The organism is Agrobacterium sp. T29 (assembly GCF_006970545.1).
In the GTDB taxonomy this organism is placed as follows: domain Bacteria; phylum Pseudomonadota; class Alphaproteobacteria; order Rhizobiales; family Rhizobiaceae; genus Agrobacterium; species Agrobacterium leguminum.
Window position 1 is genome coordinate 847,626 of record NZ_CP040641.1, and the last position, 21,015, is coordinate 868,640.

At 60.0% G+C, this 21,015-nt stretch carries 20 protein-coding genes; 14 read left to right on the plus strand and 6 right to left on the minus strand.

Annotated features, from left to right (window positions below; genetic code table 11):
* Window positions 1-23: 23 nt before the first annotated feature.
* The 4 genes from purE (at window position 24) to FGF54_RS18990 (ending at window position 2,574) form a co-directional block, all read left to right on the plus strand.
* Window positions 24-491 (plus strand): 5-(carboxyamino)imidazole ribonucleotide mutase, encoded by a 468-nt coding sequence (gene purE / locus FGF54_RS18975; protein WP_035212960.1) that lies wholly within the window; start codon window positions 24-26, stop codon window positions 489-491.
* Window positions 492-502: 11 nt separating this feature from the next.
* Window positions 503-1,579: a 5-(carboxyamino)imidazole ribonucleotide synthase gene (locus FGF54_RS18980; protein WP_142780755.1), complete on the plus strand. Its 1,077-nt coding sequence runs from the start codon at window positions 503-505 to the stop codon at window positions 1,577-1,579.
* Window positions 1,580-1,726: 147 nt separating this feature from the next.
* The gene (ykgO, locus tag FGF54_RS18985; RefSeq protein ID WP_003497670.1) at window positions 1,727-1,852 is read left to right on the plus strand and encodes a type B 50S ribosomal protein L36; all 126 of its coding nucleotides are present in this window, start codon (window positions 1,727-1,729) and stop codon (window positions 1,850-1,852) included.
* Between the two features lie 101 nt (window positions 1,853-1,953).
* Window positions 1,954-2,574 (plus strand): tetratricopeptide repeat protein, encoded by a 621-nt coding sequence (locus tag FGF54_RS18990; RefSeq protein WP_142780756.1) that lies wholly within the window; start codon window positions 1,954-1,956, stop codon window positions 2,572-2,574.
* Window positions 2,575-2,642: 68 nt separating this feature from the next.
* On the opposite strand, the gene FGF54_RS18995 is transcribed toward FGF54_RS18990, so the two are convergent.
* From FGF54_RS18995 to FGF54_RS19005, 3 genes are all read right to left on the minus strand, one after another.
* Window positions 2,643-2,900, minus strand: a complete 258-nt coding sequence (locus FGF54_RS18995) for a DUF2312 domain-containing protein (RefSeq protein WP_020812069.1) — start codon at window positions 2,898-2,900, stop codon at window positions 2,643-2,645.
* A gap of 146 nt (window positions 2,901-3,046) precedes the next feature.
* Window positions 3,047-3,352, minus strand: a complete 306-nt coding sequence (locus FGF54_RS19000; protein ID WP_142780757.1) for a DUF1244 domain-containing protein — start codon at window positions 3,350-3,352, stop codon at window positions 3,047-3,049.
* 15 nt (window positions 3,353-3,367) lie between these two features.
* Window positions 3,368-4,156: an N-formylglutamate amidohydrolase gene (locus tag FGF54_RS19005; RefSeq protein ID WP_020012241.1), complete on the minus strand. Its 789-nt coding sequence runs from the start codon at window positions 4,154-4,156 to the stop codon at window positions 3,368-3,370.
* Between the two features lie 291 nt (window positions 4,157-4,447).
* Here FGF54_RS19005 and FGF54_RS19010 point away from each other — a divergent pair, with 291 nt between their 5' ends.
* Entirely contained in the window at window positions 4,448-4,834 is a 387-nt protein-coding gene (locus tag FGF54_RS19010) for a DUF1036 domain-containing protein (RefSeq protein ID WP_020012242.1), read from the plus strand.
* Window positions 4,834-6,273, plus strand: coding sequence for a pyruvate kinase (pyk, locus tag FGF54_RS19015; RefSeq protein ID WP_065656511.1), 1,440 nt, complete (start codon window positions 4,834-4,836; stop codon window positions 6,271-6,273). Before FGF54_RS19010 ends, pyk begins: the two co-directional genes overlap by 1 nt.
* An 84-nt stretch (window positions 6,274-6,357) precedes the next feature.
* Here pyk and FGF54_RS19020 read toward each other — a convergent pair whose 3' ends face one another.
* A complete protein-coding gene (locus FGF54_RS19020; protein WP_168208188.1) occupies window positions 6,358-8,265 on the minus strand; it encodes a DUF882 domain-containing protein in 1,908 nt (635 codons plus the stop codon).
* Between the two features lie 175 nt (window positions 8,266-8,440).
* Window positions 8,441-9,988: a sigma-54 dependent transcriptional regulator gene (locus FGF54_RS19025; protein WP_142780758.1), complete on the minus strand. Its 1,548-nt coding sequence runs from the start codon at window positions 9,986-9,988 to the stop codon at window positions 8,441-8,443.
* A 169-nt stretch (window positions 9,989-10,157) separates the two neighbouring features.
* Between FGF54_RS19025 and FGF54_RS19030 the strand changes: the two genes are divergently transcribed.
* A complete protein-coding gene (locus FGF54_RS19030) occupies window positions 10,158-12,008 on the plus strand; it encodes a M3 family oligoendopeptidase (RefSeq protein ID WP_142780759.1) in 1,851 nt (616 codons plus the stop codon).
* 99 nt (window positions 12,009-12,107) lie between these two features.
* Window positions 12,108-12,743, plus strand: a complete 636-nt coding sequence (locus FGF54_RS19035) for an aminotransferase class IV family protein (RefSeq protein WP_142780760.1) — start codon at window positions 12,108-12,110, stop codon at window positions 12,741-12,743.
* Here FGF54_RS19035 and FGF54_RS19040 read toward each other — a convergent pair.
* A complete protein-coding gene (locus FGF54_RS19040) occupies window positions 12,740-13,648 on the minus strand; it encodes a GGDEF domain-containing protein (protein ID WP_142780761.1) in 909 nt (302 codons plus the stop codon). The two genes, FGF54_RS19035 and FGF54_RS19040, sit on opposite strands and share 4 nt — an antisense overlap.
* Before the next feature lie 258 nt (window positions 13,649-13,906).
* On the opposite strand from FGF54_RS19040, the gene FGF54_RS19045 reads away from it, so the two are divergent.
* The 6 genes from FGF54_RS19045 (at window position 13,907) to FGF54_RS19070 (ending at window position 20,994) form a co-directional block, all read left to right on the plus strand.
* On the plus strand, window positions 13,907-15,352 hold the full coding sequence (locus tag FGF54_RS19045) for a homospermidine synthase (RefSeq protein ID WP_142780762.1): 1,446 nt from the start codon (window positions 13,907-13,909) through the stop codon (window positions 15,350-15,352).
* Window positions 15,353-15,501: 149 nt separating this feature from the next.
* Window positions 15,502-15,876 carry an outer membrane lipoprotein Omp10 gene (omp10, locus tag FGF54_RS19050; RefSeq protein ID WP_003497694.1) on the plus strand — a complete coding sequence of 125 codons (375 nt, stop codon included), beginning with the start codon at window positions 15,502-15,504 and terminating at the stop codon, window positions 15,874-15,876.
* Window positions 15,877-16,092: 216 nt separating this feature from the next.
* On the plus strand, window positions 16,093-18,033 hold the full coding sequence (locus FGF54_RS19055) for a 5'-nucleotidase C-terminal domain-containing protein (protein ID WP_142780763.1): 1,941 nt from the start codon (window positions 16,093-16,095) through the stop codon (window positions 18,031-18,033).
* A gap of 352 nt (window positions 18,034-18,385) precedes the next feature.
* Complete coding sequence (gene hemH, locus FGF54_RS19060; protein WP_142780764.1) at window positions 18,386-19,420, plus strand: ferrochelatase; 1,035 nt, start codon at window positions 18,386-18,388, stop codon at window positions 19,418-19,420.
* Window positions 19,421-19,477: 57 nt separating this feature from the next.
* A complete protein-coding gene (locus tag FGF54_RS19065) occupies window positions 19,478-20,527 on the plus strand; it encodes an SPFH domain-containing protein (protein WP_142781579.1) in 1,050 nt (349 codons plus the stop codon).
* 2 nt (window positions 20,528-20,529) lie between these two features.
* Window positions 20,530-20,994 carry an NfeD family protein gene (locus FGF54_RS19070; protein ID WP_080854238.1) on the plus strand — a complete coding sequence of 155 codons (465 nt, stop codon included), beginning with the start codon at window positions 20,530-20,532 and terminating at the stop codon, window positions 20,992-20,994.
* The last annotated feature ends 21 nt before the right edge of the window (window positions 20,995-21,015 follow it).

The following is a 21,015-nucleotide window of genomic DNA, read 5'->3' on the forward strand; positions in this document are numbered from 1 at the left end:
AAACGCCCCCCGTCGCCATCATCATGGGCAGCCAGTCCGATTGGGAGACCATGAAGAACGCCGCCGATACGCTGGATGCGCTCGACATTGAATACGAAGCCCGCATCATTTCCGCCCACCGCACCCCGGACCGGCTTTATGACTTCGCCAATGGCGCGAAGGACGAAGGCTTCAAGGTCATCATCGCCGGTGCGGGCGGCGCCGCCCACCTGCCGGGCATGACGGCCTCGATGACGCCGCTTCCGGTCTTCGGCGTTCCGGTACAGTCCAAGACCATGTCCGGTCAGGACAGCCTCTATTCCATCGTGCAGATGCCCGCCGGCATCCCCGTCGGCACGCTCGCCATCGGCAAGGCCGGCGCGATCAATGCCGCCCTTCTCGCCGCCGCGGTTCTGGCGCTGAGCGACGAGGACCTCGCCGACCGGCTGGATGCCTGGCGTGCGCGCCAGTCGGCGGCTGTCGCGGAATATCCCATGGACAGCGCCCAGTGACGACAAAAGTGATGGCAAAGACGACCAACCTGACCATCGGCATCATCGGTGGCGGGCAGCTCGGGCGTATGCTGGCGATGGCCGCAGCCCGTCTCAACCACCGTACCATCGTACTGGAACCGCAGGCCGATTGTCCGGCTGCGCAGGCCTGCAACGAGCAGATCGTGGCGGAATATGACGACGAAAACGCGCTTGCGGAACTCGCAAGCCGTTGCGATGTCGTGACCTACGAATTCGAGAACGTGCCTGTCGCGGCCGCCGAAAAGCTCAGCCTCTCCGTTCCCGTCTATCCGCCTCCGAAAGCGCTCAGCGCCTCGCAGGACCGGTTGACGGAAAAACGCTTCCTCAACGGCTGCGGCATCCCGACCGCCGATTTCCGCGCCGTGGACAGCCAGGAAGAGCTGGAGGCCGCATTGGCCGCCTTCGGCGGCAAGGGCGTGCTGAAAACCCGCCGCATGGGTTATGACGGCAAGGGCCAGCGTCTTTTCCGCGGTGGGGAAGACCTCGCAGGCGCCTTTGCGGCGCTCGGCGGCGTGCCGCTGATTCTCGAAAGCTTCATCTCCTTCGAGCGGGAAATTTCGATCATTGCCGCCCGTTTCCAGGACGGCGCCGTTGCCTGTTACGATCCCGCCGAGAATGTCCATCTGAACGGCATTCTACACACGTCCACCGTTCCGGCCGCACTTTCTGACGCCGCCAGGGAGGTTGCCGTGCAATCGGCGGAAAAGCTTCTGGCCGCGCTCGATTATGTCGGCATCATCGGCATCGAGTTTTTCGTCCTGCCGGATGGTTCGCTGGTCGCCAATGAAATGGCACCACGCGTTCACAATACCGGCCACTGGACGGAGGCGGCCTGCGTAATCTCGCAATTCGAACAGCATATCCGGGCCGTATCGGGCCTTACGCCCGGCAGCACGGATCGCCATTCGGATTGCGTCATGACCAACCTCATCGGCGACGACATCGACGATGTGCCGGCATGGCTGTCGAAAAAAGACTGTCTCGTGCATCTCTACGGCAAGACGGAAGCACGGCCGGGCCGCAAGATGGGCCATGTGACCGAGCTTTTGCGCACAGGAAAAGCCTAGTCTTTTAAGGCAACGACACGGGCAAGTGTTGACAGGCAGGGCTCAAACGGGTATCTGCCTGCCAACCGAAAAGAGCGCGCCCCGTTGCGCGCTTTTGATTGTTTGAATAAGCACGGCAGAAACCGTGCAAAACTGCGGACCAGTAAAATGAAGATCAAGAATTCGCTTAAAGCGCTTAAGGCCCGTCATCGCGATAACCGCCTGGTTCGCCGCAAGGGCCGCGTCTACATCATCAACAAGCAGAACCCGCGCTTCAAGGCTCGTCAGGGCTGATTGACTGCGACTGCGGTTCGCGATCAGGCTCGCGGATCACTTTGTTGACAGAGCAGAAGTTTGCATTTGATATTGGGCGCAGTCGGGTTAAGCTTTAACCCATGCGCCCAAATCGTTTTTGCACGGCTATCATCCTCGCTCAGGGCTTCCTGTTTTCAAGCCTCCCGCTTTCGGGAACGGCTGACATTGCCCATGCGGCGGACGGGCAACCGCCTGCCGTTGCGGACTCTGCGCCTTCACCCGCCAAGACGATCGACACGCTTTTCGCATCGCTGAAAAAAGAACGGAATGCGGTCAAGGCGCGCAGCATAGCCAACCAGATCGCCTCCGAATGGAATGATTCCGGCAGCGCAACGGTCAATCTGCTGATGCAATGGGCGGGCGAAGCCGCTGACGAAAAGCGCAATGCCGCCGCTTACGATTTTCTCGACCAGGTCATTCTGCTCGATCCGGACTATGTGCAGGCGCCCTATCGTCGCGCCATGGTGCATTTTGCCGATGGCGACACCCGCAAGGCGATGGCGGATATCAACCTGACGCTGGAAAGGGAGCCGCGCTATTTCCCGGCGCTGGCAAGCCTTGCCAACATCCTCGAAGCCTCGGGCCGCGACGAGCTGGCGCTGAAGGCGTGGGAACGTTATCTGGCGCTCTACCCCGCCGACAAGGACGCCCGCAAGGAGGCCGTCGACCTTTCGGAAAAGCTGGCCGGCACGCGCGGCTGAATTCGCGAGATGCTCAAACAAAAATCGCCGCAAAAGCGGCGATTTTTCATTGAGGCATTTCCAGCCGATCATTCCATGCCGAGCGCGGCCATATAGGTCTGGAGAATCGTTTCTTCCTCGATGCGCTCATTGGCATCCTTCTTGCGCAGGCGGATGATGGTGCGGATCGCCTTGGTGTCGTAACCACGGCCCTTCGCCTCGCCCATGACATCCTTGATATCGCCCTGAATGGCGGCCTTTTCTTCTTCCAGGCGCTCGACGCGCTCGATGAACTGGCGCAGTTCTGCGGCGGCGACGGTTTCGGTGGTGCTGGTATCGTCCATCATATCATCCTTTATTGACGGCCCGCATGCGAGCCTTGTTCATTATTCCGGGCGAAGCCTTCGCCGGTCGCTGCTGGCGGGCAGCAGAATTCCGGCCTGTGAACTGCCCACTGAAAGGCGTCGCGTCAAGTCGTTTCCGTCGATCGGGGTTATTCCCTGGGCCTGTTCTGCTCAAAGGCGGCTTTCTGGGTATCACTCGCCTCCGCCTGATATTTTTCCTTCCAGTCCTCATAAGGCATGCCGTAGACGATTTCCCGGGACTCTTCCTTGCTGAGCGGAACACCGGCCTCCTCGGCCGCTTCCCGGTACCAATTGGAAAGGCAGTTGCGGCAAAAGCCGGCGAGATTCATCAGGTCGATGTTCTGCACGTCGTGGCGTTCGCGAAGGTGCTGCACGAGACGGCGAAATGCCGCCGCCTCGAATTCGACCTGCCGATTGTCGTTTTCATTCGTCATGGCAAAACTCCAGGCTCAATAGGGGCCGGTGCGGGAGGCGAACAGCTGATATTCATGCAGGACGGGATCGTCGTTCATTGCGGCGAAAATGGGAGCGAGCCGGTCCGACCATTCGGCGATCCCCTCTTCATTCGCGATCAAATCCTGCCGAACCTCGAGAAGCGCATGCGGTATGCCCTTCATCATGCAATGGCGATACATGGTATCTCCCTTGAGCGCCCCGTCATAGGGTTCGTTGTCGCCGACGAGGATGTCGCCCGTAGCCCGCAGATGCGCCAGAAGCGGATCGACCGCGCGATGATCCGTATCCCACAGAACCGCCGCATGCCATGGCCGCGGCGTTTCCTTCCAGAACGGCGTGTAGGAATGCAGCGACAGAACCAGCGGCGCTTCTTCCGAGGCTTCGGCCACGCCGGTCAGCACACGGTCCACGGCATTGTGATAGGGCCGGTGAAAAATCTCGATCCGCCTCTGCCATTCCTCGTCCGAAATCGGATGGTTGCCGGGGATGATCGCCCCATCCGAAATCTTCATGATGAGAGTGGGATCATCCTCGCCGCGATTCGGATCGATGAGCAGCCGGGAAAACCGCCCGAGCACCGCCGGCACGCCAAGGCGCGCGGCAAGTGAGCGTGTCAGCCCCTCTATACCGATATCAAATGCGATATGGCGATGAAAAGCGGTTTGCGGAAGGCCAAGTTTGCCGTAGTGTGCCGGCAGGAGGTTCATGGCATGGTCCGCCAGAAGAACCATGCCTTTGTCATAATCGCCTTCTATGATTTCATAGGGTATGAAGTCGTTCATCGATGATTTTCTGGGGCAGGATTGAGGAGAGAAGCTTGATGGCATGGCTTGAGGCCGGGCGCAAGTTGCGGCGAAAGAACAGCCATCTACCTTATCGCACTCACGATCCCACGAACAATATAATCGATTAAAATCGCGTTGACTTTCTTGGGCGGCCACGCCAAGAAGTGTGTTCATTATAACCATGGAATCCGGATGGAAGCCGTGACTCAGTCATCTCTCGCTCTTCCTCGCCACTTTCGGCATATCGCCCGTCTTTTTTCCGCAGCGGCATTGTTTCTGACCCCGTTCATGATCGCGGCGCCCGCGCATGCGGATTTTCGCGTGTGCAACAGCACGCAGAACCTCGTGGGGGTCGCAATCGGCTACCGGGCACAGGAGGGCTGGGTCAGTGAAGGCTGGTGGCAGGTCCCCTCCTCGACCTGCGCGACGCTGATCGAGGGTGAGCTGCAGTCACGTTATTATTATCTCTATGCCGAAGATGCCGCCCATGGCGGCCGCTGGACCGGTGACGTCAACATGTGCGTGGCGGAAAACGAGTTCAAGATCAACGGCGTGGACGATTGTTTTGCCCGCAGCTTCCAGAGAATGGGTTTCAAGGAATATGACACGGGCAGACAGGGCAGCTGGATGGTCCAGCTCTCCGATACGCCAGGCACACAGGGAAATCAAAACTGATGAAGCGTAACCGCAAAGTCAAAATTCTTGCAACTCTCGGCCCAGCCTCTTCCGAAGAGGCGATGATCGAGAAGCTGCATCTTGCTGGCGCAGATCTTTTCCGGATCAACATGAGCCATGCGAGCCACGACGTGATGCGGACGCTCATTCAGCGTATCCGTTCTGTCGAGAGCCGTACCGGCCGCCCCATCGGCATTCTGGCCGACCTGCAGGGTCCCAAGCTGCGCGTCGGAAAATTCGCCGAAAGCAAGGTCGAACTCGTTCCGGGCCAGACCTTCACGCTGGACAATAACGACACGCCTGGTGACAACACCCGCGTTTTCCTTCCCCATCCGGAAATTCTCGAGGCGGTCAAGCCCGGCCATCGCCTGCTGATCGACGACGGCAAGCTGCATCTGCGCGCTGAAAAGAGCGACGGCAAGAGCATCGTCACCACCGTCATTTCCGGCACCCGCATCTCCGACCGCAAGGGCATCAGCCTGCCCGATACGCTGCTCGGCGTCGGCGTTCTGACCGACAAGGACCGCGTCGATCTCGACGCCGTTCTCGCCACCGGCGAAGTCGACTGGGTAGCGCTTTCTTTCGTCCAGCGTCCAGAAGACCTTGCCGAAGTGCGCAAGATCGCACGCGGCCGCGTCGGCCTGATGTCCAAGATCGAAAAGCCGCAGGCTGTCGAGCGCATCGAGGAAATCATCGAACTTTCCGACGCGCTGATGGTAGCCCGTGGCGATCTCGGCGTCGAAATGCCGCTGGAAGCCGTTCCGGGCATCCAGAAGCAGTTGACCCGCGCCTGCCGCCGCGCCGGCAAGCCGGTCGTGGTCGCCACGCAGATGCTGGAATCGATGATCACCGCACCTGTACCGACCCGCGCCGAAGTCTCCGACGTCGCCACCGCCGTCTTCGAAGGCGCGGACGCCATCATGCTTTCTGCTGAATCTGCCTCCGGCGACTACCCGGTCGAAGCGGTTTCCACCATGGCCTCCATTGCCAGCACGGTGGAGCAGGACCCCTATTATTCCAATATCATCTATGCGCAGCGCGCCCAGCCGGAACCGACCGGCGCCGACGCCATTTCGCTTGCCGCGCGCCAGATCGCCGAAACGCTGAAGCTTGCGGCAATCGTCACCTATACGTCCTCGGGCACGACCGGCCTGCGCGCCGCGCGCGAACGGCCGCAGGTTCCGATCATCGCGCTGTCGCCGATCATCCAGACCGCCCGCCGCCTGTCGGTCGTCTGGGGCCTGCACTGCGTCGTCACCGGCGATGCCAGCGACCTTGACGACATGGTGAACCGCGCTTGTCGCATCGTGGTTTCCGAAGGTTTCGGCAAGCCGGGCGATCGTATCATCATCTCCGCCGGCGTGCCCCTCGGCACCCCTGGCGCGACCAATATGGTCCGCATCGCCTATATTGGCTCGGACGGCCAGAGCGGCGTCTAAAGCTTCAATATCCCGCATAAAAAACCCGCCGGTAACGGCGGGTTTTTTGTTGGCCTCTCGGCCGTCTTACTTATGAAAACAGGCTCAGTGCATCTTCACCGGCGTGCTGAAGCGGCTGGATTCGATGGCAACGGCACCGGGCTTGAAGCTCGCCGAGGTGGCGGAAGCCGACATGTCGTTGCTGAGCATACGGTTGGCGACAACACGCGGCGCCTTTACCGAGCGTCCGGTCGTGCCCTTGTTCTGGTTGAGCGCCCAATCCGAAATCAGATCCTGCGTCAGACGTCCACCGCCCACCATGGCCTGCTGGGAAACGGCGGCATCCTGCCTGCTCGGACGCGAACCCTTGGTCGGCATGCCGGCGCTGAGACCGCCATTGATGGCAGGCTTCAGGTCGAAAGCATCACCGAAGCCAGCCTGCGGTTCGGCCTTGGCCGTTTCGGCGGGTGCGACGGTAACCTTGTGGTTGACGGCGGCCGGGAATGGCGCGGCTGTCGGCATGGCAGCCGACTGGACCTGCGACCGGGCGGCCTGACCGCTCTGTTCAAGTGCGGCAACCACCGTCGGCGAAAGCGTATCTTCCTGCGCCTCGGCGAGATCGTCCTCACCTTCGGGGTCGACATTCGCCGCCGCCAGCAGGGCTTCCGCCACGGCCGGACGATTGGCGGGAACCGGAACAGAAGCGAGTTCGCCGGTCGCAGCCGGTGTCGCACCATCTGCGGACGCCGTCAGGATCGATCCTTCCGCATCACCTCTCATGCCACGCGGCCCGAGAAGTGTGGGCACCGGCACGGATACCTCAGCCAGATCGGCAAATTGCTGGCGCTCGGCCGGCGCAGAAGCCGGCGTCGGCGTGGTCGCTGCCTGCAGGGCATCCTGCGCTGCATTGCGGGCCGGCGAATAAAGCGCGGTCGCAAGGCCTGTATTGGCCGGCGGCTGGTTACCGAAGGCGGGACGAGCCGTCGGCAGCGGCGCATCGTTCACGCCGGGAAGCGCCTGTGCCGAAGCAACTGCAATGGTGGGTTCAGGCTCGGGAGCCGCCTGCTGCGGAGCCGCCGGACGGGCGACAGCCGGCCGTTCTGCGGGCTCCGGCGCTGCGATGCTATCGGGATCTTCATCCTCGTCGCCGCCACTGCCAAAGAGGGCCTGCAACAGGGTCTTGCGCTTGCCGCCGCCAGATGAGGCAGGGCCGGCACCGGCGCTGGAAGCAACCTGAATGGAGGAGGAGCTGACGCGCTTCTTGTAATCGGCAAGCGCCTGCTCATAACCGGGAAGCGGCTTGCCGTCGGAAGGAAGATGCAGCGTATTGCCGTTCGGGAAGATGCGGACGAGTTCCTGGCGGCTCATGCGCGGCCAGGCGCGAACGCCGCCGACATCCATGTGCACGAAGGGGGAGCCCGATGTCGGATAGAAACCGACGCCACCGATCTGCATCTGCATACCGATTTCACGAAGGCGGGCAAGCTTCACACCGGGGATATAAAAATCCATGGCCTTGCCGAGCATGTGCTGGCTTTTTTCCGCGACACCCTTGGTGCGCGTCCGCAGCAGACCGTTGGTCTCCGGCGAGCGGAAGGCCGAAACGACGTTGATATAGTCGGTCGCGCCACTGCGGCGATAAACTTCCCAGACAAGATCGAAAAGGCGCGGGTCCATGCGTGTCGGCTGGTTGCGCCGCCAGTCACGAAGGAACCGGTTCAGCTCCTGCAGACCTTTCTGGTCATATTTTCCATTGCGCTTGAAGGTGATGACCGCCTTCTCGCGTGTATGGATATAATACAGTTTGAGGCTGCGCGTCTCGGCGGCGGCTTCCGTCGCCGAAACACCTACGAAAGGCATTGCGGCGAGCATCAGGCAGGCAAAGGTGACAGCGCGCGCCGACAGCTTCGTGCATATATCCTTGATCAAGCCGCGCGCGATCCTAGTCGAAAGCGCGTTATTCCGATGCAGATATGGCAATTCGATCCCCGCCTGGAAGACAATTTCTGTCACATTGCCTCAAATGAACGTCAAATACGGTGACACGATGGCAAAATTGCCACACACATACAACCTTCCTCTACATAGTGAATCAGCCACTAACAAGAGGTTTATAGACGGTAAGCGGATATCCTTGCTCAGAAGTTAACGAATTTACGATCTGCCTTCGAATGCGGGGTTTGTGCGCTCAGGCTGCATCTCGAAGGGGATCGTCGGGATCGATGCCATAATCCTTCAGCTTTCGGTAAAGCGTCGAACGGCCGATACCAAGCTTTCTGGCAACCTGGCTCATCTGCCCGCGATAGAAGCGCAGGGCGAAACGGATGAGCTCCTCCTCGATCTCGGCCAGTTTGCGGATATTGCCCGATTCATCCATGCTGGAGATCAGGTTTCCGCCCCGGTAAATGGTGGTGGAAATATCCGACGGCTCCTCGATGACGGCGTGGTTTTCAGCGGCCGGTGGCGGGGCCGGTGAATAGGCCGCAAGCTTCAGCGACGCTCCCGATGGTGTGCGGGTAACATCGTCCGCATCGTCGCCGGTCGAAAATTCCGGCAGCTGAAGCGCGATCTGCGGAAAATCGGAATCCGACAGTTCCTCGCCCTGCGAAAGCACTACCGCACGGAAGACAGCGTTTTCGAGCTGGCGGATATTGCCCGGCCAGTCATAAGCCGTGAGCAGCGCCAGCGCGCTGGCATCGAGGCCGACGGGATTTGGCAATTTCTGTTCCGCCGAAAAGCGCTCGGCGAAAACCCGCGCCAGATGGGGGATATCTTCCTTGCGGCGGCGCAGCGCCGGAATGGTGATCGGGAAGACGTTGAGGCGATAATAAAGGTCTTCGCGGAAGCGGCCTTCCTTCACCTCTTCGATGAGGTTCTTGTTGGTGGCGGAGATCAGCCGCACATTCACCTTCTGCACCCGTGCGGAGCCGACGGTTTCGATTTCGCCCTGCTGGACCGCGCGGAGCAGCTTCACCTGCACGTCCAGCGGCAGATCGCCGATTTCGTCGAGGAACAGCGTGCCGCCATCCGCCTCCATGAATTTGCCGACATGTTTTTCCGTCGCCCCCGTGAAGGCTCCCTTTTCGTGGCCGAAGAGGATGCTTTCCACGAGATTATGGGGAATCGCGCCGCAATTGACGGTGATGAACGGCTTGCTCGCCCTGTCGCCGGCCGACTGGATGGCGCGGGCGACCATTTCCTTGCCCACACCGGATTCGCCTTCCAGCACCACGGGAATGCTGGACTGGGCGGCGCGCTGCGCGAGTTCGATGACCCTCAGCATTGCGGGGCTTGCGGAAACGATATCGGTAAAATTCACTGCATTGCTCCGTCCGCGCCGGCCCGTGCGGGCCTTTGCCTCTCTCCTGTCGAGCTTGAGCGCATTGGAGATGGCAGCGCCGATCCTTTCCGGCGAAACCGGCTTGACGACAAAATCGAAAGCGCCGGCGCGCATGGCCTGCACAACGGTATCGATGCCGCCCTGCCCCGTCTGGACAATGACGGGAACATCGGTGCCGAGTTCGCCGATAGCTTTGAGAAAGGTAAGCCCGTCCATTTCAGGCATCATGAGGTCGAGGACGATGACATTGATCTCGCCGCTATATTGCTTGAGCAATTCCAGCCCCGCCTTGCCGTTTTCGGCGAGCAAGGCGAGATGCCCATAACGTTCCACCGCATTTTTGAGCAGGCGGCGCTGGACGGGATCATCGTCTATCACGAGAACATGCGCGGTCATTTTTAGCTCCGGTTTCCGGTTTATGGACCTGCTTCATGCGGTCCCTTATTCCGCACTCTGGCATGGGAGACTTGAACATCCAGTTTTGAGAATTGCTTGCATTTTATCCATTGCCGCGGGAAACAAGGTCCCCATATGCTTCGCACGCATAATCAGAAGGACACGTTCGATGACCCTCAACCGCCCTACCCCGCAACCCGTCTTCTCCCTTGCCGAAACCGCCGGTCCGGCGCTTGGCGACCTGCCCGGCTGGAAGCTCTCGGACCTCTATCCGTCGGGCGATTCGCCGGAATACAAGGGCGATCTCGACAAGGCGGCGTCGATGGCGGCGGCTTTCGAGAAGAAATGGAAGGGCAAGCTTGAAGCAGCCGCGAAGGCGACGGGCGAAAACGGAATCGGCGCCGCGCTCAGGGAATATGAAGCGCTGGACGATCTCATCGGCCGCATCGGCTCCTTTGCCGGGCTCACCTATTTTTCCGATACGTCGAACCCGGCAAACGGCAAGCTTTACGGCGATGCCCAGGCGAAGCTGACGGATATTTCCTCCCATCTCCTGTTCTTCACCCTTGAGCTCAACCGTATCGACGACGCCAGGATGGACGCCTGCATGGCGAATGACGCCGTAGCGGGTCACTACCGCCCGTGGCTGGTGGATTTGCGCAAGGACAAGCCGCACCAGCTCGACGACCAGCTGGAGCAGCTGTTCCTCGAAAAATCGATGACCAGCGCGGCGGCCTTCAACCGCCTGTTCGACGAGACGATGGCCGATCTGCGTTTCGACATTGACGGCGCGAGCCTGCCACTGGAAGTGACGCTCAACATGCTGCAGGAGCCGGAGCCGGAAACCCGAAAGAAAGCGGCTCAGGCGCTGAGCGCCACCTTCAAGGACAATCTGCGCGTCTTCACGCTCATCACCAACACGCTTGCCAAGGACAAGGATATTTCCGACCGCTGGCGCAAATTCGAGGATATTGCCGATAGCCGTCATCTCGCCAACCGCGTCGAGCGCGAGGTGGTCGATGCCTTGGCGGCGGCGGTCAAGAAGGCCTATCCGCGCCTCTCGCATCGTTATTACGCCATGAAGGCGAAATGGCTCGGCATGGAACAAATGAATTATTGGGACCGCAACGCGCCGCTTCCCGATACGTCGAACACGATCATTCCCTGGGATGAGGCAAAGGACACCGTGCTTTCCGCCTATGGCAATTTCGCCCCCGAGATGGCCGATATTGCCCGCCGTTTCTTCGATGAAGAATGGATCGACGCCCCCGCCCGCCCCGGCAAGGCGCCGGGCGCCTTCGCGCATCCGACCGTGCCCTCGGCCCATCCCTATGTGCTGGTCAACTATCTCGGCAAGCCGCGTGACGTGATGACGCTTGCCCACGAACTCGGCCACGGCGTTCATCAGGTTCTGGCCGGCGAACAGGGCGCCTTGATGTGCGCGACGCCGCTGACGCTTGCCGAGACCGCCTCCGTCTTCGGGGAAATGCTGACCTTCCGCAAGCTGCTCGACGACACCAGGGACATCCGGGAACGCAAGGCCATGCTCGCGCGCAAGGTTGAGGACATGATCAACACGGTCGTGCGCCAGATCGCTTTTTATGAATTCGAGCGCAAACTGCACACCGCCCGCAAACAGGGAGAACTGACCTCCGAGCAGATCGGCGAATTGTGGCTGTCCGTTCAGGCCGAGAGCCTGGGCCCGGCGATCCGGATTTCCGAAGGCTACGAGACATGGTGGACCTACATCCCCCATTTCATTCACTCGCCCTTTTATGTTTATGCCTATGCCTTCGGCGACTGCCTGGTGAACTCGCTCTATGCGGTTTACCAGAAGGCCGAGACGGGTTTTCAGGAGAAATATTTCGAGCTTCTGAAGGCGGGCGGCACCAAGCACCATTCGGAGCTTCTGAAACCCTTCGGCCTCGATGCGACCGATCCCTCTTTCTGGGACAAGGGGCTTTCGATGATCGAGGGGCTGATCGACGAGCTCGAAGCGCTGGATAACAAACAGGCTTAATCTCTTCCGCCGGCAGGGCTATCCTATTTCGGACAAGCTTTGCCGGTTGATATTGCCGGCAGAAGACACCGGCAATAATTCAGGCGACGAGCACAGGCAATGAAACGCAAACCCGCCGATCTGACCTTGAGGGAAACCCTGCGCTGGGAGCCGCAGACCGGCTTTCAGCGCATCGACCAGCATATGCGCCGATTGCTGCGCTCCGCCGACGCGCTCGGTTTTCGCGCGCCCGTCAATGCGGTTCAGGTTCTGGAAAAAAAGGTGAGCGGCGAAAAGCCGCTCTGCGTCAGGCTGGTCATGAACTACAAGGGCGAACTCGACATCGAAACCGCTGACTTCCAGCCCTTGCGGCAGGATGCCGTCTGGCGGGTTCGCATTGCCCGGCAGACCACGCTCGATTCCTCCGACACCTTCTATCGCCACAAGTCCTCACGCCGCGAGCCCTATGATGCCGCCCGGGCCGAATTTTCAGCCGGAGAGGCCGACGAGGTGCTGCTGCTCAACGAGCGCGGCGAGTTGTGCGAGGGATCGTCGACCAGCATTTTCGTCGAAATGCCGGATGGGCAATTGCTGACGCCGCCGCTCGACAGCGGCATTCTGCCGGGTGTGCTGCGCGCTGATCTGATCCGCGAACGCCGGGCGCGCGGACAGGCGCTGAAACCGGAAGACATTGCCGGTCGGAAACTCTTCGTCGGCAATTCGCTGCATGGGTTGATTGCAGCGGAACTCGTTTAAACGGTCACCGCCAGAAGCCGGTCGCGGCCTTTTTCCTTAGCCGCATAAAGAGCCTGATCCGCCCGCATGAAAACATCGTCGGCGCTTTCGGGCGCACGATAGACCGTCAGCCCGGCCGAGCAGCTATAGGAAAAGTCCGGAAATTCGGAGAGGGGCCTCGAAAGGCGCACCTTCTGCAGCAGCCGTTCGACGATCTCCCGGCCCTCGGCCACCGTGCTGCGCGGCAGGATGAGCATGAATTCCTCACCGCCGATCCTGCCGAAACAATCCACCCGCCGGATGACGGAATGGGCGATGCCGACGAAATCGCGAAGCACCGCATCCCCGCATTTATGGCCGAAACGATCATTGATCTGCTTGAAGAAATCGATATCGAGCGTGCACAGGCAAAAGGGCGTTTCCAGCCCCTTGGCAACCTGCTCCACCTGCAAAGCCAGCTTGGCGAAAACGAAACGGCGATTTGCCGTTCCCGTCAATTCATCCGTCTGCGAGGCGCGGACTGCCAGATCCCGGTCCTGCCGCAGCGTTCTGTAACCCTGGCGCAATTCGGTGACGTCGCTTGCAACGCACAGCATCCAGCCATCCTGCTGCACCGTTTCCGTCATCCAGAACCAGCGGCCGTCATGCATATCCATCTCAAAGGCGCGGTAAGGCAGCTTGCCGCGCCGGGACTGCGCCGACAGCAGCCATCCCTCGAAATCATTGTTGCGGACGACGACACCGGTGCGCAGCCGGTGGTTCAGCCGCATGATATCCGCCCAGGTCGGGAAATCGCCAGCGGCAAGCTGAAAGCTTTCCCGAAACGACGGATTGGCATGGCGCAACCGGTCCTCGGAATCGTAAAGCGCAATAAGAACGGGGGTGGCACTCTGAAGCGCTGCGACACGCTCGATAAGATTATTCAACAGGCAACTCCCCCGTGATGGCGAAAATTCCCCCGTCGTCATCCGGCCAAAGCCCCCAAGCCTTTGGACATAGAGAGGAAAAGAAGAACTTAATTATAAACGCACTCTCTAAAATGCGAAGAGGCAGAATGCGGTGGAAAGGGTGCGCGCGCCCGTCTTGCCGTCGCCATCGTCATATGTCCGTCATCCACCTGCCCTTTATTGTGGCACGCTTTTGTGATCTAGCTTACTTATTGGCTGAAAAAGGAAAATTGACGAATGACGGATGCAAACCACCCGATTTACGGCGATATTGACGGCCCCATCATCATGATCGGCTTCGGCTCCATCGGGCGCGGTACTCTTCCGTTGATCGAACGTCATTTCAATTTCGACAGGACCCGGCTCGTCGTCATCGACCCGCGCGAAGACATCGCCGCCTTTCTGGCCGAGAGGAACATCCGCCATATCCAGACGCATCTGACCAAGGAAAATTACCGCGAGATTCTCAAGCCGCTCCTCAAGGGCGTTCAGGGCCAGGGCTTCTGCGTCAATCTTTCGGTCGATGCCGCCTCCGTCGATCTGATGCGGATCTGTCGCAAGCATGGCATGCTTTACATCGACACGGTCGTCGAACCCTGGCCCGGTTTTTATTTCGATGCCGATGCCGACAATGCGGCCCGAACCAATTATTCGCTGCGCGAAACCATGCTGAAGGAGAGGGCGCGCAAGCCGGGCGGCACGACGGCGGTTTCCACCTGCGGCGCCAATCCGGGCATGGTGTCCTGGTTCGTGAAACAGGCACTCGTCAATCTCGCCAAAGATACCGGCCTCGACATCGAGGAGCCGCAGCCGCATGACCGCGATGGCTGGGCAAAGCTGATGAAGCGGCTTGGCGTCAAGGGCGTTCACGTGGCCGAACGCGACACCCAGCGGGCGAAAGAACCCAAGCCCTTCGGCGCTTTCTGGAACACATGGTCCGTCGAAGGTTTTATCGCGGAAGGTTTTCAGCCGGCCGAACTCGGCTGGGGAACGCATGAAAACTGGATGCCGAAGAACGCGAAAAAGCAGAAAAAGGGAAGCAAGGCGGCAATCTATCTCGATCAGCCCGGCGCCAATACGCGGGTGCGGACATGGTGCCCGGGCCTTGGGCCGCAATACGGATTTCTCGTCACGCATAACGAAGCGATTTCGATTTCCGACTATTTCACCGTCCGCAACGATGATGGCGACGTGACCTATCGGCCGACCTGCCATTATGCCTACCATCCCTGCAATGACGCCATTCTTTCCCTGCATGAGCTTTTCGGCAATGGCGGCACCCCTCAGCCGATCCAGCATGTGCTCGGCGAAGACGAGCTTGTCGATGGCGCCGATGAACTCGGCGTTCTTCTTTATGGCCATGACAGGAATGCCTATTGGTATGGCTCGCGGTTGAGCCTGCAGGAAGCACGCTCCCTCGCCCCCAACCAGAATGCGACCGGATTGCAGGTCAGCTCCGCTGTGCTCGCGGGCATGGTCTGGGCCATTGAAAATCCGCAGGCCGGTATCGTCGAGGCGGATGAAATGGATTACCGCCGTTGCCTTGAGGTGCAGCGCCCCTATCTCGGACCCGTCGAGGGACATTATACCGACTGGAAGCCGACCGATGGCCGCCCCGGCCTGTTTCCCGACAATATCGATACGTCCGATCCCTGGCAGTTTCGCAACATCCTCGTGCGCTGACGGGACGGAGTCTCATATTTGTCACGCCGGGGCTTTCCTGCACGACATCAGGAACCGGGGAGAGCGAACAACGTTGCCTTGAAATAAGCAACGCTTCGCGGCATGGTCGAAGCACAGAAGGTTTCATCGAATCGCAGGAGAACAGGCTCATGAACTTCAAGACAAGCGCTGCTTTGCTTTCAGCCGCCATCGCGGTGTCTTCATGCGTCGCGCCGGGTCCCTCCCAGCAGACCTCGATGGCGCCTTCGCTTGCCCGCGGCCCGGCCGTCGACGGTCGCTGGATCGACCGCAACGGCATCGTATCGACGTTCCAGAACGGCGCCTTCTCCACCCGCTCGACCGACACCAACACGCTTCTGGCCTCCGGCACCTATGTGACGATTTCGCCGACGCTTTACGAAATCAACATGACCTCGCTGGTGCGCAACACGCAGTCGCGCGTCAACTGCGCCCTCGTCTCCCCGTCACAATTGAACTGCACGACGGACACGAACAGCCAGTTCTCGCTGACGCGCCAAGGCTGATAACGTCACCTTTTCAAAGAGATGATCTTCTGGAACGCACGCCTCAGGCGTGCGTTTTTGTTTATTGTGCGCCTGTCATAATTTCGCTTGCGGCGATTGCCGCTAAATGGAAACATCGCGCTTTGAAAGACTGACATGATTTCAGATTAGAAAATGAGCACGGCCGGAGGATGATCGACCGGCCCGGGCTTCCGCTTTGAACAGGAGAGAGGGACCATGAAGAAAATTTTGGGACTGGGCATGCTGAGCGTTTCGGCGATAACGCTTTCGGCTGGAGCGGCTCTGGCCGATTACGAGCTCAACATTCTTCACATCAACGATTTTCACTCCCGTATCGAATCGATCAACAAGTTCGACTCGACCTGCTCGGCGGAAGAAGAAGGCAAAAACGAATGCTTCGGCGGCGCCGCCCGTCTTCTGACCGCAATCAATCAGACCCGTGATGCCCTGAAGGCTCAAGGCAAGAACGTTCTGCTGCTCAATGCCGGCGACAATTTCCAGGGCTCGCTGTTCTACACCACCTACAAGGGCACGGTGGAAGCGGAAGTGCTGAACGCCATGAAGTTCGACGCCATGACCGTCGGCAACCATGAATTCGACGACAGCGAAGACGGACTTGCCGGCTTCCTCGACAAGGTGCAGTTCCCCGTCGTGACCGCCAATGTGGTGGCCACCGCCGCCTCGAAAATCGGCGACCGTGTCAAGCCGTCCATCGTGCTCGAAGTCGGCGGACAGAAAATCGGCATCGTCGGCGCGGTGGCCAACGACACGGCTGAACTGGCAACGCCCGGTCCCAATATCACCATCGCCGAAGATGTCGCGAAAATCAGCGAGCAGGTACAGAAGCTGAAGCAGGACGGCGTCGACAAGATCATTGCGCTGACCCATGTCGGCTATCCGCGCGATCTCGAATTCATCGCCAAAATCCCTGACGTCGACGTCGTGGTCGGCGGCCACACACATACGCTGCTTTCCAACACCGACCAGAAGGCCGAAGGCCCCTATCCGACCCTGGTCGACAATCCCGGCGGCTACAAGGTTCCGGTCGTTCAGGCCGGACAGTACAGCAAATATCTGGGCGACCTAAAAGTGGTCTTCGACGACAGTGGCGTGGTCAAGGAAAGCAAGGGCGATCCCATCCTGATCGACTCCTCCTTCAAGCCCGATGAAGCCACGCTGAAGCGCATCGATGAGCTGAAGGCGCCGATCGAGGCTCTGAAATCGAAGGTCGTCGGCTCTTCGGAAGGCCCGATCGAGGGAGACCGTAAGGTTTGCCGCGTGAAGGAATGCTCCATGGGCAATCTGGTGGCCGATGCAACGCTCGCCCGCGTCAAGGATCAGGGCGTGACCATCGCTTTCGCCAATAGCGGCGGCCTGCGCTCCTCCATCGATGCCGGCGATGTCTCCATGGGCGAAGTGTTGACGGTTCTGCCGTTCCAGAACACCGTCGCGACCTTCCAGCTGAAGGGCGAGGACATTCGCGCCGCGCTCGAAAACGGCGTCAGCCAGATCGACGACGGCGCTGGTCGTTTCATGCAGGTCTCCGGCCTGAAATATTCCTTCGACCGCTCGAAGCCGGCCGGCGGCCGGGTCGTTTCAGTCGAGGTCAAGGAAGGCGACGCCTTCGTGCCTCTCGATCCCGCCAAGACCTATATTGTCGCGGCCAATAATTACGTGCGTACCGGCGGCGACGGCTTCAAGGTCTTTGCGACCAAGGCCATCAACGCCTATGACTTCGGCCCCAACCTCGAGGAAGCCGTTGCGGCCTATATCACCGCCAACAGCCCCTATAAGCCCTACACGGATGGCCGCATCAGCGAAGTGACGCCTGCCGGTTATGTCGCTCCGGCAAAGCCCGCGGCACCTGCGCCGGCAGCGACCGCACCTGCGCCGGCCGCCACACCCGCTCCCGCAGCCCCTGCCGCTACTGCACCTGCTGCCACAGCACCGGCCGCCACGGCTCCGGCCACGACGACGCCCGCCGCAGCCGCTGCTGCCGCCAGCAAATATGTCGTTGAAAAGGGCGACTCGCTCTGGAAGATCGCAGCCGAGAAATATGGCGACGGCGCTCTCTGGAGCAGGATTGCCAAAGCAAACACGCTGAAGCAGCCGAACCACATCGAGATCGGCGAGGAGCTGGAACTGCCGGCTCAATAAGCCGGACGGGAACGGACAGGGCAATTTGCCGCAGACAGGAAGCCGGCCCTCGGAGATCGGGGCCGGCTTCTTATTTTTCTTTTAAAAACAAATCTTTACAGATCAAATTTTGGCGAAGGACATCCTGCAGCGCCCCCCGCCGCGGAAATAGCCTCCGCCGGTGGTTCAATCCTGAAAAATTTCGTCTAGAACACGTGAACAAATTGACGGCACGAGCGTATAGCTCGGGCATTGCCGGCCCAACCGTCGCGGTTTGCGTTCGGCACGCATAAACACAAGATGGAGCGTTTCCGCCCTTATCCGAAACGGAACCGCTCCTCACGCAACCAGTCCGAGTTTCAGGGTGTCATTCATGGCGACAGAACTATCCGCACTCCCCGCAAACCATCCCCGCACAGCATTTGGCAAGGTCGGCGTCCTGCTCGTCAACCTCGGCACGCCTGACGGTACGGACTATTGGCCGATGCGCCGTTATCTGGCGGAATTCTTGAGCGACAAGCGGGTAATCGAATGGTCGCGTCTCTACTGGTATCCGATCCTTTACGGCATTGTTCTCAACAAGCGCCCGCAGAAAGTCGGCAAGGCCTATGAGGAAATCTGGAACCACGAGCGCAATGAAAGCTATCTGCGCACCTATACTCGCAGCCAGGGCGAGCTGTTGGCGGAAGCGCTGAAGGACCTGCCCAATGTCGCGGTCGACTGGGGCATGCGTTACGGCCAGCCCTCCATCGCCTCGAAGATCGATGCGCTGAAGGAACAGGGTTGCGAAAAAATCCTGCTTTTCCCGCTTTATCCGCAATATGCCGCATCGACCACGGCAACCGTGAACGACAAGGCTTTCGAGCATTTGATGAAGCTGCGCTGGCAGCCCGCCATCCGCACCGTACCGCCCTATCACGACGATCCGGCCTATATCGAGGCGCTCGCCGCCTCGGTCAAAAACCATCTGGCGACGCTGGACTGGGAGCCGGAGATGCTGATCACCTCTTTCCACGGCATTCCGCAATCCTATTTCAAAAAGGGCGATCCTTATTATTGTCACTGCCAGAAAACCGCCCGGCTGCTGCGCGAGGCGCTGGGGCGGACAGAGAAAAATTTCATGATCACCTTCCAGTCGCGTTTCGGACCGGAAGAATGGTTGCAGCCCTATACCGACAAGACCGTGGAAAAGCTGGCCTCGGAAGGCATCAAGCGCATCGCCGTGATGAATCCCGGCTTCGTTTCGGATTGTCTTGAGACGCTGGAAGAAATCGCCGGTGAAGCGGGCGAGATTTTCCTGCATAATGGCGGAGAGAAATTTACCCATATCCCCTGTCTTAACGACAGCGCCGAGGGCATGAATGTTCTCGAAAAGGTTGTGCGGCGGGAGTTGCAAGGATGGGTGTAATCTTGCCATAACGATGCCGGGGTAAAACCCGGACGGTTCTGATCAGGAGGAAAAGTGATGATTGCATTGGGCGGTTTCGACATCGTCGTCATGGCAGCGGTGGTTCTCGTTATTCTGGTGCTGTTTGCCGGCATCAAGACCGTGCCCCAGGGGCATCGCTACACGGTTGAACGGTTCGGGCGCTACACCCGCACACTCGAGCCGGGCCTGAACCTCATCGTGCCGTTCTTCGAAACCATCGGTTCGAAAATGAACGTGATGGAGCAGGTCCTGCATATACCGACACAGGAAGTCATTACCCGCGACAATGCCAGCGTCTCCGCCGACGCCGTCACCTTCTATCAGGTCCTCAATGCCGCGCAGGCCGCTTACCAGATCGCCAATCTGGAAATGGCCATCGAAAACCTCACCATGACCAATATCCGTTCGGTGATGGGCTCGATGGACCTCGACGAATTGCTGTCGAACCGCGACGCCATCAACGATCGCCTGCTGCGCGTGGTGGACGAGGCGGTGGGACCATGGGGCATCAAGGTCACCCGCATCGAAATCAAGGACATCGCACCGCCGAAGGATCTCGTCGATTCCATGGCGCGACAGATGAAGGCCGAGCGCGAAAAACGCGCGCAGGTGCTGGAAGCCGAAGGCGCCCGCAATGCCCAGATTCTGCGCGCGGAAGGCGCAAAGCAATCCGCCATTCTGGAGGCGGAAGGCCAGCGCGAAGCGGCATTCCGCGATGCCGAGGCGCGCGAGCGTCTGGCCGAGGCCGAAGCCAACGCCACCCGCATGGTCTCGGAAGCCATCGCCGCCGGCAATGTCCACGCCATCAACTATTTCGTCGCCCAGAAATATACCGAGGCTCTGGCGGAGATCGGCACGGCGAAGAATTCCAAGATCGTACTGATGCCGATGGAGGCTTCGGCGCTGATCGGTTCCCTTGGCGGTATCGGCACGATTGCGAAAGAGGTCTTCGGTGACAGGGGCGATGCGCCGACCGCGCCGGCCGCCTCCACATCGTCCCGCTCCGTGCCGCCGACGCGGCCTTCCAGCCAGAGCATCAACGTCACGATCCCCGGTAATCCCTTCGGCTCTTCATCGGAGAAGTGATGATGTTGCAACGGCTTGCCACTGAGCTGGGACCATGGAGCTGGTGGATCGTCGCCTTCATGCTTCTGGCCGCCGAACTCATCGCTCCCGGCGTGTTCCTGATCTGGATCGGCCTCGCCGCGCTGGTCATCGGCGCGGTCTCGCTGCTTTTGTGGGATGCGGTATTCTGGGCCTGGCAATTGCAGCTGGTGCTGTTTGCCGCGCTTTCCGTCGTCTTCGCCCTGCTCGGCCGGAAATATTTCGGCAGGAACCGGGCGGCAAGCGACGAACCCTTCCTCAACCAGCGTGAGGCAAGCCTTGTCGGCCGCACCGCGACCCTTCAGGAACCGATTGTCGAAGGGCGTGGTCGCATCAGGCTGGACGATACCTGGTGGCCGGTCAACGGCGAAGACCTGCCGGCCGGCACCCGGGTGAGGATCGCTTCCGCACGCGGACGCACGCTGACAATCGAGCCGTTGAACAGATAGATTCAGACCAGCTTTTTCAGG